The sequence below is a fragment of the Cutibacterium sp. LaCa_89 genome (assembly GCF_058177555.1).
Map to the genome: position 1 here is coordinate 1,983,662 of NZ_CP190889.1, position 12,954 is coordinate 1,996,615.

Below are 12,954 nucleotides of genomic sequence, written 5' to 3' on the forward strand. Positions count from 1 at the left end.
GTCCACGCTGTCACCCCTCGCAGACCACCATGGCCACCGCCACTCCAGCGTCATGACTCAGCGAGAGATGCACCCGCGTCACCCCCAGGTCGGATGCCCGTCGTGCCAGGGATCCGCGCAACTCGAACTGCGGAACGCCACCGTCGGACACCACCTCGCAATCTTGCCAGGGCAGCCCGTCTCTCCCGCCCAATGCCTTATACAAGGCTTCCTTGGCGGCAAATCGGGCAGCCTGGGAGCGTAACGGCGTCCGGGCCTCGGCCTCGGCGAGGACCTTGCGAACCATCCCCGGATGACGCTCGACAGCGGCCTCCCACCTGGAGACATCGCAGACGTCCACCCCGATTCCCATGATCACCCGTCAAGACTATGCGTTGCACACTGCACACCGTTGCATCGGGGATGCTCCCTGACGCTGATCCCATAGAGCGCATATTCTCATTATTTGGTATGGCATATCGACATAAAAGACATTTTCAATAAATTTTCAGTGGTTTCGGAAGCCACGTTTTTGGCTTCATGGCGCTCCCAAATAGAGATATATCACTGTCCACATTGACCGGAGCGCCAGAGTCCAATGTGATATTCCAAGCACAGAGGACACATCAACAACAGGAGATTCCCCATGTCCCGCATCATGCGTCACGGCCGGGCCACGAACCCGCGCACCGCTCTTAGCACCCGCACCAAGGCAGTCGTCGCTGCCATGCTCTGCGGACTGATGACCGTCGGCGCCACTGCCGGGTGTGGATCCCCTGACGTGGGCGGGGACTCCGGAGGCTCTGCAGAGACCGCGAGCAACGTCGGCACCCGCACCCCCGAGCAGATCAAGAAGGACGGCACCATTCACATCGGCACCTTCGCCGACAAGGCCCCCTTCGGATCCCTCACCGGCAAGAACACCTACAAGGGCTACGACATCACCTACGGCGAGCGTCTCGCCAAGGACATGGGTGTCAAGCTCGAATGGGTCCCCGTCGACGCCGCGTCCCGGGTCGAGTTCCTCAAGTCGGGCAAGGTCGACATCATCCTTGCCAACTTCACCGTCACCAAGGACCGCGCCAAGAAGGTCGACTTCGCCAACCCGTACATGCAGGTGGCCTTCGGTGCCGTCTCCCCGACGGACCACCCGGTCAAGAAGGTCTCCGACCTCGACAACGCCAAGATCCTCGTCGTCAAGGGCACCAGCCAGGACGCCTGGATCCAGGAGCACCACCCCGAGTGGAAGGTGACGAAGTTCGAGGAATACGCCGAAGTCACCAGCGCCCTGGCCGACGGCCGCGGCGATGTCTGGATCACCGACAACACCGAGGCCGTGGCGTTCACGCGCCAGAACAAGAAGTTCGTCACCGGAATCACCTCTTTCGGCGACAAGGCGACCATCGCCCCCGCCGTCCACAAGGGCAATGACCCGCTGCGCAAGTGGATCAACGACGACCTCGTCAAGCTCGGCAAGGAACAGTTCTTCCACAAGAACTTCAAGGAGACCCTGGAGCCGGTCTACGGCGACACCATCAAGCCCGACCAGCTCGTCATCGAAGGTGGAAGGAAGTAGGGCTCACCCCTACGTCAGATCACATGGATTTCGACGTCATCGGACGGTCGCTTCCGCTCTATGCGGAGGCGGCCGCCCTCACTGCTCGCATCGGCATCATCGGCGTCCTCGCGTCACTCCTCCTCGGCGCACTCTGCGCGGCCGTGCAGTACTTCCGCATCCCGGTGGTACGCCAGATCGTCGCCGTGTACGTCGAGCTGTCGCGCAACACCCCGCTGCTGGTCCAGTTGTTCTTCCTGTTCTACGGACTGCCGAAGGTCGGCGTCACCATGTCCGGCGAGACCTGCGCCATCGTCGGGCTGACCTTCCTGGGCGGTTCCTACATGGCTGAGGCGCTGCGCTCTGGACTCGACGAGATTCCCACGATCCATCGCATGAGCGCCGCAGCCCTCGGGCTGAACCGTCGTCAGACGTTCATCCACGTCCTGGTGCCCCAAGGCGTGGCGACCGCGATGCCGGCCCTCACCGCGAACACCATCTTCCTCATCAAGGAGACCTCGATGGTGTCGGTCGTCGCCCTGCCCGACCTCGTCTACCGAGCCAAGGAACAGATCGGCAACTCCTACACGACGACCGAAGCCCTCTTCCTCCTCGTCGTGTTCTACCTGCTCATCCTCATCCCGGTCGCCCTGCTGGGCCGGTACTTGGAAAGGAGGACGCGTCGTCATGCAGCCACTGCTTGATCCCCAAACCTGGGTTCTGCTGCTGCAGGGACTGTGGGTCTCGGTGCGCATCGCCCTCGTCTCGATGGTGTTGTCCATCATGCTCGCGATCCCACTCGGCCTCGTCATGGATTCCCGACATCTGTGGTTGCGGATCCTGACTCGCGGCTACGTCGAGGCGTTGAGGCTGCTTCCCCAGCTCGTGCTGCTCTTCGTCGTCTACTTCGACATGGCACAAGTGGCCGACCTCGACGTCAGTGGCGAAGTTGCGGCAATCATCGTCTTCACCCTGTGGGGCACGGCAGAGATGGGCGATCTGGTCCGTGGTGCCATCGCGGCGGTCCCCCACCACCAGATCGTCAGCGCCCAGGCCCTGGGCATGTCCGACCGTGCGGTACGACGACGCATCGTCATGCCGCTGGCACTTCGCCAGCTCGTGCCGCTGACGGTCAACCTCGTCACCCGCATGATCAAGACGACAGCCTTGGTCTCCCTCATCGGCGTCGTCGAGATCCTCAAGGTGGCCCAAGCCATCATCGACCGCAACCGCTTCGACCACCCGGACGCCGCGCTGTGGATCTACGGGACGGTCTTCTGCCTGTACTTCGTCGTCTGCTTCGTCATTTCCCTGTACTCCCGTCACCTCGAAAGGAAGATGGCGCTGTCATGACAGATCATCACCTGACCCTCGAAGGGGTCACCAAGACCTATGCCAATGGCGTGACGGCCCTGCGCGATGTCTCTCTCGACGTCGCCCGGTCCGAGGTTGTCGTCATCGTCGGGCCCTCTGGATGTGGTAAATCCACCTTGCTGCGTACCATCAACGGCCTCGAGACGATCGATTCGGGCACCGTCACCTTCGACGGCAAGGCCCTCGAGTACACCCCGTCAGGACTGCGCCAGATGCGCGAACGCGTCGGCATGGTCTTCCAGAATTACGAGCTGTTCCCGCATCTGAGCGTCGAGGACAACCTGCTGCTGGCCCCGCGGCTCGTCAAGCACGAACCCAACGAGGTCTCGCGGGAACGTGCCCGTCGACTTCTTGACCGCGTCGGGCTGCTCAACCGGGCTTCCGCCCTGCCCCGTCAGCTCTCGGGCGGCCAGAAGCAGCGTGCGGCCATCGTGCGAGCACTCATGATGGAGCCAGAAGTCGTCCTTCTCGATGAGGTGACGGCATCCCTCGATCCCGAGATGGTCCGCGAGGTCCTCGACGTCGTCCTTGAGCTCGCCCGGGACGGCATGACCCTCGTCCTCGTCACCCACGAGATGGATTTCGCACGGGCGATCGCCGACCGGATCGTCTTCATGGACGCCGGACAGATCGTCGAGATCTCGGAACCGGACCAGTTCTTCACGAACCCGACGAGCGAGCGTGCCAAGACCTTCCTGCAGATCTTCAACTTCGACGAGGTTGATCACCAGGAGCAGTCATCCCGCTGACCCCTGACGCAGAACGCACGTCGCCCCCGGAATCCTCGGATTCCGGGGGCGAAATCGTGCAGAAATCACTCCACCGTGACGGACTTGGCCAGATTGCGTGGCTGGTCGACGTCGTGACCCTTGGCGGTGGCCAGCTCACAGGCGAAGGCCTGCAGCGGGACCGCTGCCACCAGGGGCTGCAGCAGGGTCGAGCACGGCGGCAGACCGATGAAGGTGTCGGCGAACGGCCTGACATCCTCGTCCCCGCTCTCGGCCAGCACGATTGTCTTGGCGCCACGAGCGCGGATCTCCTGAATGTTGGAAACCACCTTGTCGTGGAGCTGATCGCGACCCTTCGGAGGCACGACGACGAAGACCGGGGTGTCCTCCTCGATGACGGCAATCGGGCCATGCTTGAGCTCGCCGGCGGCGAAGCCCTCGGCGTGCATGTAGGCGATCTCCTTGAGCTTAAGGGCACCTTCCAGAGCCACTGGGTAACCGACGTGGCGTCCGAGGAAGAAGACGGCTTCCTCCTCCTTGGCCATGACTCGCGCCAACTCGTAGACCGGCTCGATCTCGTCGAGGACCTCCTGGATCTTGCCCGGCATCTGATCCAGCTCGGACATGACGCCGCGGATCTCGTCGCCGTACTTCATGCCACGCACCTGGGCCAGGTAAAGGCCGAGGAGGTAGCAGGCGACGACCTGGGTGAGGAATCCCTTGGTCGACGCGACGCCGATCTCCGGGCCAGCGTGGGTGTAGATGACGGCGTCGGACTCGCGCGGAATCGTCGCACCATTGGTATTGCAAATCGCGATGACCTTGGCATGCTGTTCACGGGCATGCCGAATGGCCATGAGGGTGTCGGCGGTCTCGCCGGACTGGGAGATCGTCACGATCAGGGTCGTCGGGTCGATGATCGGGTCGCGGTAGCGGAACTCGCTGGCCAGATCGACCTCGCAGGCCACTCGGGTCCAGTGCTCGATGGCGTACTTGGCGACCATCCCGGCGTAGTAGGACGATCCACAGGCCACCACGACGATCTTGGTGATGCGTCGCAGATCCTCCGGGGAGATGCGAATCTCGTCGAGGACCAATTCTCCACGGTCAGACCAGCGGCCCAGCAGGGTGTCGGCGACCGCACGCGGCTGCTCGAAGATCTCCTTGCGCATGAACCAGTCGTGGCCCTGCTTCTCGGCCGCCGACAGGTCCCAGTCGACGTGGTACGGGCGAGCCTGGCTGGGGTTTCCGTCGAAGTCGGTGACGGTGACGTCCTCGGACGTCAGCACGACGACCTGGTCCTGACCCAGCTCGAGGGCCTCGCGGGTGTGCTCGATGAAAGCGGCGACGTCAGAGGCGAGGAAGTTCTCCCCCTGCCCCAGGCCAACGACCAGCGGGGAGTTGCGACGAGCGGCCACGACGGTGTCAGGGGCGTCGGCGCTGACGGCCACGAGGGTGAAAGCGCCCTCGAGACGAGAGGCCACCGCCCCCATGGCCTCGGCCAACGAGGAACCCTGCTGCATCTGCAGAGCAAGCATGTGAGCGGCCGTCTCGCTGTCCGTCTCCGAGGTGAAGGTGACTCCATGTCCCTCAAGCTCAGCGCGCAGGGAGGCGAAATTCTCGATGATTCCATTGTGGACGACCGCGACCCGGCCGTCGAAGGACAGGTGGGGGTGGGCATTCTCGTCGGTCGGGGCACCGTGGGTCGCCCAGCGGGTGTGGCCGATGCCCTGGTTGGACTCCGGGAGCGGATGAGCAGCGAGCTCCTCCTCAAGATTGGTCAACTTGCCCGATTTCTTGGCCCGGTGCAGGCTTCCACCCGCCACAACCGCCAGTCCGGCTGAGTCATATCCTCGGTACTCGAGACGTCGCAGCCCGTCGATGATGACACGTTCAGCCTGTCGATGGCCGCAGTACCCAACAATTCCACACATGGCAAGAAACGTACATGAATCATGAGCGTTCTAGCGAACCGAAACGCCTGCCCATTTGAACACTCGCCAACAATGCCGTTTGCACGAATGACCTGGTTCGCGGATGCACAGCCCACCGTGACCCTGCCGGTTCATAGATTTTCTCACATCTGCACCGACGCAAGATTGAGGAAAAGCATGAGATCAAAGAAGTTCGCAGCAGTCCTGACCTCCCTGACCACCGTCGTGGCCACTGCCTTCGCGGCCATTTCGGCTGCCCCGGCACATGCCGCCGAAACCGATACCTCGGTTCCGCCCGAGATCACCATGCCCGGCAGCCCGGATGGCATTCCGTCTGCTGGCGACGGACCCCGCAAGCTGTTCACCTACCCAGCCTCCATCTACGCCCTGGCCCACCCTGGTACCAATCCCCAGGGAGCCAACGACTTCGGCTGCAAACCGCGTGAGGGGCAGAACCCCGTCGTCCTGCTGCCCGGCACGAACTCCGACGCCTACGCATCCTGGTCGATGTACTCCCCGAAGCTCACTAAGGCCGGATACTGCGTCTTCTCCCCGAACTTCAACGGGCTGAAGCTGCTGCCGAACTTCGCCTACACCGGTGACATCCGAGTCTCCGCCAAGGCCGTCTCCGGCTTCGTTGACCGCGTCCTCGCAGCCACCGGGTCCAAGAAGGTCGACCTCATCGGGTGGTCCCAGGGTGGTGGCCCGCTGCCGAACTACTACATCACCAAGCTCGGCGGGGACAAGAAGGTCGACAAGCTCATCGCCCTCGCCCCGTCGAACCACGGCGTCGGTCCGAAGGCCGCCTCCAAGTTCGTCAACGAGATCGTTGACGAGGCCACCCACGAGCAGATCGAGGATGCCTTCGACAAGGCCCACATCGCCAGCTACGAGCAACAGCTCGGCTCCTCCCGCTTCATCAAGGAGCTGTACGACAACGGCCCGGTGACCCGCCCCGGCATCAAGTACACAGTCATCGAAGGCCGCTACGACGACGTCGTGGTGCCGTTCACCAACGCCTTCCTGTACGAGCCCGGCGTCAAGAACATCCTCGTTCAGAACATCTGCCACTCTGACCACGCCAGCCATGTCAACTTCACCTACGACACCAACGTGTACCAGATGGCCGTCAACGCCCTGGATCCTGACCAGGCGAAGCCAGTGGTCTGCGTCCCCCAGCCCTTCCTCGGCTGATCGTGTCCGTCCTCAACACTGACGGCGCGGCCCTGGGGGCTGCGCCGTCAGCGCATTCGGCTGTGCAGGGTGCCCTCCGATGAGTACAGTCATTCGACGTCATGTACAGCCACGATGAGGTGTCCACCGTGAATCTCACCCCGCCCGCCCCCGCAGACGACGACAACACCGAACCCGGTCCGTTCATCGAGTTGTCGCGGGAGTCCTGGGCCGCCCTTGCTGATTCCACCGAGATCGACATTGATGAGGCCACCCTGGATCGCATCCGTGGTCTTGGCGACCCCACGAGCCACCGTGACGTCGTCGAGGTGTACCGGCCGCTGACTCAGCTCATCCATCTGTACTGCATGCACACCGGCGCCCTTTTCGACGCCTCCTACAACTTCCTGCAGCTCACCCGCCATGGCATGCGACGTACCCCGTTCATCATCGGGATCGCCGGGTCGGTTGCGGTAGGCAAGTCGACCGTGGCCCGTCTGCTGCAGGAATTGATGGGGCGCTCCCCCCGTCGCCCGGTCGTCGATCTGGTGACGACCGACGGGTTCCTCTACCCCAACAAGATTCTCGAAGAGCGTGGTTTGCTGTCGCGAAAGGGGTTCCCGGAGTCCTACGACCGCAAGGCGCTGCTGAAATTCGTCGTCGACGTGAAGTCCGGGATGCCCGAGGTCACTGCCCCGGTGTACTCCCATGTCACCTATGACATCGTCCCTGGCCAGCAGCTCGTCGTCCGCCAGCCAGACGTCCTCATCATCGAGGGCCTCAACGTCCTGCAACCACCACGTCGCCGCAGCAGCGGGACGATGGGGCTGGCGCTGAGCGACTTCTTCGACTTCTCGGTGTACGTCGACGCCGAGGAAACCGACATCATTCGGTGGTACATCAACAGGTTCCTGACCCTACGTCAGACCGCATTCACCGATCCGGATTCCTTCTTCGGCGACTACGCACGCATGCCCGACGACGAGGCCATCTCCGTGGCCACGGAGATCTGGAACACCATCAACGGCCCGAACCTGGTGCAGAACGTGCTGCCCACCCGCGGACGCGCCACCGCGATCCTCCACAAGGGCCCCGACCACGAGGTCCGCAACGTGTGGATTCGGAAGGTCTGAGCAATACCGCGTGGCCACGGTCCACCGGAACGACTGTTCAGCCGATGCGCCAAGCAAAGGGGTCTGCGACTCGTGACGGCGACAAGGCACAATCCAGCTCGTGTGCGTGGCCAATCGCCGACACGAAGACCTTGTCCGGGGACTCAATCCCGACGAGGACATCATTTCCCACCTCATCGACGATGGGCTGCCCCAACCCCGGCACGAGGGGCCAAGAGGACACCAGCCAGGACGACCCCTTGACGGTGACGACATTCCCCTCACGGGCGACGTCGAGACCGTCGGCCAAGACGGTCGCCAACCTCTCCGAGCCGCGACGGTAAGCGGCGTCCAGATCGTCAATCTCAACCAGAGCCGCGTCGTTGAGAAGCTCGACCTCGTCGTTCAGCCACGCCAGGGCGACGACGAGTCCCGGGATCGGAGACCCCGTCGCGGTGGACACCAGGGGACGCGCGTAGTCGAAACTGCGTCCGGCTCGCTCCCGGTCTCCCAGGATCCTCACGACGACGTGGCCAGCGAGGGTGGCGTCGGTCAGACGGGTCGCCCCGTCGAGGAGGGAGCGCACCATGCGGGTGACGAGCTCGTCGACGACCAGCTGCCAGTCCCGGCGATCATGACCGTCGAGCTCGTCGACCATGGGGACCAGAGGGATGTCACCAACAGAGGTAACGGCATGATCACCCTCGACCCTCGCGTCGATTCCCATGGCCGACAAAGACTCCTCGACCATGCCACGCAACCGACTCGCCGCCCCAACGTCCAGACCGGGTAGGTCGGCATCAGGGCGGCGACGGAACAACGCCATAATCAGAGCCTCACAGAGCCAGGCAGCTCTTGACGGTCTCGGCCAGCTCGGCGCAGATCTGGTCAGCCTCCTCCTGGGTGGCGGCCTCGACCATGACGCGCACGACCGGCTCGGTGCCCGACGGGCGCAGCACGACGCGCCCGGTGTCACCGAGTTTCTGGTTGGCATCGGCAACCGCCTTGTTGACGTCAGGGTCGATACCGGCACGCAGCTTGTCGACCCCGCGCACGTTGACGAGGGCCTGCGGCAGACGAGTCATCACCGAGGCGAGCTCCTTGAGGGTCTTGCCGGTGCGGGCGACGCGGGCTGCCAGATGCAGACCAGTGAGGACGCCGTCACCAGTGGTGGCGAACTTGCTCATGATGACGTGACCGGACTGCTCGCCGCCGAGCGAGAACCCGTTCGCATTCATCGACTCGAGGACGTAGCGGTCACCGACCTTGGTCTGGTCGACGTGAATGTCGTGCTCACGCATCGCCAGGATGAGGCCGAGGTTGCTCATGATCGTCGCGACAACGGTGTTGGAGGCCAAGCGATGATCCTCCTGCAGAGCCAGGGCAAGGATGGCGATGATGTGGTCGCCATCGATGATGTTGCCCTCGTGGTCGACGGCCAAGCAGCGGTCGGCATCGCCGTCGAAGGCCAGGCCCATATCGGCCCCGACCTCGACGACCTTGGCCTGCAACTTCTCCGGGTGAGTGGAACCGCAGCGCTCGTTGATGTTGAGGCCGTCAGGCTGGTCGTGGATCGCGACGACCTCCGCTCTCTGGGCCTTGAAGGCGGCCGAGGCGGTGTAGTAAGAGGCACCGTTGGCGGTGTCGAGGACGATCTTCAGACCCTTGAGGGTGTCCTGCTGTCTCAGGGAACGCACCAAGTGGTCGACGTAGGTGTCGACGGCCTGCGGGGTGTAACGGATGCGTCCAACCTTGTCGCCGACGGGTCGGGCCCACGGCTCCCCCATGCGCTGTTCGATGGCGTCCTCAAGGTCGTCGGGGAGCTTCACACCGCCGCGGGAGAAGAACTTGATGCCGTTGTCAGGCATCGGGTTGTGAGAGGCCGACAGCATGACGCCGAGGTCGGTGCGGTACTCGTTGACGAGGTAGGCCGCGGCCGGAGTCGGGATGACGCCCACGCGCAGGACGTCAACACCTGCACTTGCCAAACCGGCGCATACGGCCGCCTCAAGGAACTCGCCCGAGGCGCGAGGGTCACGTGCCACCAACGCGGTGGGTTGGCGGTGCCCGAAGGCGCCAGCCTCACCCAGGACGTGGGCGGCCGCAACCGAGAGGTCGAGGGCCAGTTCGGCGGTGAGGTCCTGGTTGGCCACACCGCGCACTCCGTCAGTTCCAAAAAGTCGTGCCACGAAGTGCCACTCTACCCACCGCTCACACCAAGTGAACGAATTACCCGCTGAGCCCACCGGGATCGGGCTGATTCGATAACTGGCGTCGGGAGTGTCTTCGAGGGGTTTTCAGATCACCCGTGGAGTTACCGATGAGCACCTCGGGTGCTGCTACGAGAGATGACAGCGAGCTGGCGATTTCCCGGGCAAACCACGCGCGTTACAGAAACCGTCTCTCTTCTACAACCGAAAGTGAGCCGAGAAACGCCTCGGGGCGGCCCTCCACCGTGGGAAGGCCGCCCCGAGTTCCAGGAAAGGACCAGATCAGCGCTTCGAGTACTGCGGGGCCTTGCGGGCCTTCTTGAGTCCAGCCTTCTTGCGTTCCTTGACGCGGGCGTCACGGGTCAGCATGCCGGCCTTCTTGAGTGCCGGGCGGGAGGCCTCGGCGTCAACGTTGTTGAGCGCGCGGGCGATACCCAGACGCAGCGCACCCGCCTGGCCGGTAATGCCGCCACCGCCGATGCGGGCGATGACGTCGTAGGCACCCTCAACGCCAGCGGTGGTGAAGGGCTCGGTCACGATCTGCTGGTGGACCTTGTTCGGGAAGTAGTCCTCCAGGGTGCGGCCGTTGATCTTCCACTGGCCGGAGCCGGGGACGATGCGGACGCGGGCGATGGCCTCCTTGCGGCGGCCGGTGGCAGCACCGGGGGCGATCATGGCGGGGCGATTGGAGTCGCCAGCGGCCACGGTCGGGGTAGAGTCGGTGCGGTAGGCGATCTCACGGTCGCCCTCGGTGAACGGGGTGACCTCGGTGTTCTCGAGGTTCTCGGTTGCGGTGTCAGTCACTGTCACAATCCTTCGTGGGCGATCACTGGGCGATCTGGGTGATCTCGTAAAGCTGCGGGTTCTGCGCAGCGTGCGGGTGCTCAGGGCCGCCGTAGACCTTCAGCTTCTTGAGCTGCTGACGCGACAGCTTGTTCTTGGGCATCATGCCCCACACCGCACGCTCAACAGCGCGGCGCGGGTCCTTCTCGAGCAACTCGCCGATGCTGGTTACGCGCAGACCACCCGGGCGACCGGAGTGGTCGTAACGCAGCGAGTCAGTGGCCTTCTTGCCGGTCAACGCAATCTTGGAGGCGTTGATGACGACGACGAAGTCACCGGTGTCGATGTGGGGTGCGTACTGCGGCTTGTGCTTGCCGCGCAGGAGGTTGGCAGCGGTGGTGGCCAGACGACCCAGGATGATGTCCTCGGCGTCGATGACGTGCCAATTGCGCTGTACCTCGCCGGCCTTGGGGCTGTAGGTGGTCACAGGTACCTTCTCGAACTCGGTCCCATGCGTGAAGTTACGCACAGGGATCTTGCAACGTGGTGGTGCTCTGCGGGCAATTCCTCCACTCGACGGCGTGACACACCGGAGACCGGAACCGCATCACGACATCGCTGTGTCGGACAGACGGAGTGACCGCGGCGGCCAACTCCCGTTTGCTCGAAGGCAACAGCGGAAACATACACGGACTGCAGGCTTGGGTTCAAATCAGAGGTGGCACGGCCGACGCGACGACCGTGCCCAAAACCTCGGGACACCAGGTGCATTCAGCCCCGGTCCCATGCCCCTCCCCGCTCCTGACCGCGAGGCCATATCGTGAGGTCGCCGCCCGACTGTCACCTGTGACAGCAGCGAGAAGCACCCATCAAAAGTTATCCACAGCAGCCTTGGAGCGCTCCCATCCAGTTGTCCACAGATTTCACAGTGGATGACGGATTTCGGAGCCTCAGACGACAACTGAGGGTATGAACGAACTCGATTTCGAATGGCGTGCGAATGGCGGGGTGGCCCGTATCCATCGATTCAGTCACCTGCGAGGGCAAGCAGACCGAGCGGTGGCTGCCGGAAAGGCGGTGCGGATACTTCCCGGCGTTGTGTCCCCGACATCAGTTGCGAGTGACCCGAGGGTGCGGATCAAAGCGGTGCACATGTGGCACCGGGACGCCGTGCTCATCGGCAAGGCCGCCCTTGTCATGCAGGGGTTGAAACCACCTGGCCAGCACCTCCACAACCTCGATGCCGTGAAGGAGGTCGAGGCCTATTCACGTACCCGTTCAATTGAACGGGAGGGGATCCGTGTTCACCGATGGCGAGTCCCCCGTCGGTACGTGACGGAGAAATATGGCATGTGGGTCGTGGAGCCCGAGGTGTCAGTGCTCCTCCTGGCACTCGACGGGGACTGGGCGTGGGTCTGCGAAGCACTCCGGCAGGGGTTGGTGAGCCCGGAGTCGTGTCGAGCCTCGCGATCCAGTTTGTCCTGGCGATTCAGCCGACACCAGATCAGTTCCGCCCTCGCCGACATCAACCTCAAATCCTGGTCAATTCCGGAACTGGAATTCGGACGGCTGATGCGAGCTGTCGGCATCACCGGCGTGAAACCAAATCAGGCCGTGCGAGCCGGAGACCGTCGATACATCCTCGACAAGGCCTTCGAGGCCGAGAAGGTCGCGGTCGAGCGATCCACGGAACGATTGACGGTTACGAGAACACGATGATGCGTTCAGCGAACCTTGATCGCTCCGGATGGAAGATCCTCCACACCACTCCGACCATGATTCGGCAACATCCACAGTTCGTGCTGGATTGGCTTGCCTCCCACCTTCACCGGCGACACCGTCCCCGGACGACGTTTCCCGAACACATCCTGCGCCAGACCATGGCTGGCATCGTTCCCGCCTGACACTCGCTTTTCTCACCGAGAGCCACTGCACCGAGACCCTGCCCCCTACCGCGGCCACTCATGCTGCCCGGCTCGTGGAATTACCGATAAGACCGAATGTTGCTGCCCCTCCAGGTGGCACGAGCCCCTTTGCTTATCGGTATCGCCACGGGACCTTTCAGCAATCCGACCCCGTCCTATCCCCCACGGCTTCATCATGTTA

At 63.4% G+C, this 12,954-nt stretch carries 12 protein-coding genes and 1 pseudogene; 7 read left to right on the plus strand and 6 right to left on the minus strand.

Annotation, left to right across the window (positions count from 1 at the left end; translation table 11 throughout):
* Positions 1 to 10: 10 nt before the first annotated feature.
* Entirely contained in the window at positions 11 to 358 is a 348-nt protein-coding gene (locus ACP8LP_RS09095) for a holo-ACP synthase (protein WP_036909964.1), read from the minus strand.
* Between the two features lie 267 nt (positions 359 to 625).
* Between ACP8LP_RS09095 and ACP8LP_RS09100 the strand changes: the two genes are divergently transcribed.
* Genes ACP8LP_RS09100 through ACP8LP_RS09115 form a run of 4 tightly spaced genes read left to right on the plus strand, consistent with a single transcriptional unit; the run spans position 626 to position 3,657 of the window.
* On the plus strand, positions 626 to 1,555 hold the full coding sequence (locus tag ACP8LP_RS09100; protein WP_065673584.1) for a transporter substrate-binding domain-containing protein: 930 nt from the start codon (positions 626 to 628) through the stop codon (positions 1,553 to 1,555).
* A gap of 23 nt (positions 1,556 to 1,578) precedes the next feature.
* A complete protein-coding gene (locus ACP8LP_RS09105) occupies positions 1,579 to 2,238 on the plus strand; it encodes an amino acid ABC transporter permease (RefSeq protein ID WP_117189382.1) in 660 nt (219 codons plus the stop codon).
* The gene (locus ACP8LP_RS09110; RefSeq protein ID WP_334353267.1) at positions 2,222 to 2,887 is read left to right on the plus strand and encodes an amino acid ABC transporter permease; all 666 of its coding nucleotides are present in this window, start codon (positions 2,222 to 2,224) and stop codon (positions 2,885 to 2,887) included. Before ACP8LP_RS09105 ends, ACP8LP_RS09110 begins: the two co-directional genes overlap by 17 nt.
* Positions 2,884 to 3,657 (plus strand): amino acid ABC transporter ATP-binding protein, encoded by a 774-nt coding sequence (locus tag ACP8LP_RS09115; protein WP_016666051.1) that lies wholly within the window; start codon positions 2,884 to 2,886, stop codon positions 3,655 to 3,657. Before ACP8LP_RS09110 ends, ACP8LP_RS09115 begins: the two co-directional genes overlap by 4 nt.
* A 65-nt stretch (positions 3,658 to 3,722) precedes the next feature.
* On the opposite strand, the gene glmS is transcribed toward ACP8LP_RS09115, so the two are convergent.
* Positions 3,723 to 5,570 (minus strand): glutamine--fructose-6-phosphate transaminase (isomerizing), encoded by a 1,848-nt coding sequence (gene glmS / locus ACP8LP_RS09120; RefSeq protein WP_016666052.1) that lies wholly within the window; start codon positions 5,568 to 5,570, stop codon positions 3,723 to 3,725.
* 177 nt (positions 5,571 to 5,747) lie between these two features.
* Between glmS and ACP8LP_RS09125 the strand changes: the two genes are divergently transcribed.
* Positions 5,748 to 6,764 carry an esterase/lipase family protein gene (locus tag ACP8LP_RS09125; protein WP_063279433.1) on the plus strand — a complete coding sequence of 339 codons (1,017 nt, stop codon included), beginning with the start codon at positions 5,748 to 5,750 and terminating at the stop codon, positions 6,762 to 6,764.
* A gap of 128 nt (positions 6,765 to 6,892) precedes the next feature.
* A complete protein-coding gene (gene coaA / locus ACP8LP_RS09130) occupies positions 6,893 to 7,876 on the plus strand; it encodes a type I pantothenate kinase (protein WP_036976191.1) in 984 nt (327 codons plus the stop codon).
* A 37-nt stretch (positions 7,877 to 7,913) separates the two neighbouring features.
* On the opposite strand, the gene ACP8LP_RS09135 is transcribed toward coaA, so the two are convergent.
* From ACP8LP_RS09135 to rplM, 4 genes are all read right to left on the minus strand, one after another.
* Positions 7,914 to 8,582 carry a hypothetical protein gene (locus ACP8LP_RS09135; protein WP_252906083.1) on the minus strand — a complete coding sequence of 223 codons (669 nt, stop codon included), beginning with the start codon at positions 8,580 to 8,582 and terminating at the stop codon, positions 7,914 to 7,916.
* Positions 8,583 to 8,691: 109 nt separating this feature from the next.
* Positions 8,692 to 10,044 carry a phosphoglucosamine mutase gene (gene glmM, locus ACP8LP_RS09140; protein ID WP_036975471.1) on the minus strand — a complete coding sequence of 451 codons (1,353 nt, stop codon included), beginning with the start codon at positions 10,042 to 10,044 and terminating at the stop codon, positions 8,692 to 8,694.
* Between the two features lie 303 nt (positions 10,045 to 10,347).
* Entirely contained in the window at positions 10,348 to 10,869 is a 522-nt protein-coding gene (rpsI, locus tag ACP8LP_RS09145) for a 30S ribosomal protein S9 (protein WP_021107832.1), read from the minus strand.
* A gap of 22 nt (positions 10,870 to 10,891) precedes the next feature.
* Complete coding sequence (gene rplM, locus ACP8LP_RS09150; protein ID WP_279187056.1) at positions 10,892 to 11,335, minus strand: 50S ribosomal protein L13; 444 nt, start codon at positions 11,333 to 11,335, stop codon at positions 10,892 to 10,894.
* 482 nt (positions 11,336 to 11,817) lie between these two features.
* Between rplM and ACP8LP_RS09155 the strand changes: the two are divergent.
* Positions 11,818 to 12,752, plus strand: a pseudogene (locus ACP8LP_RS09155) (hypothetical protein).
* The last annotated feature ends 202 nt before the right edge of the window (positions 12,753 to 12,954 follow it).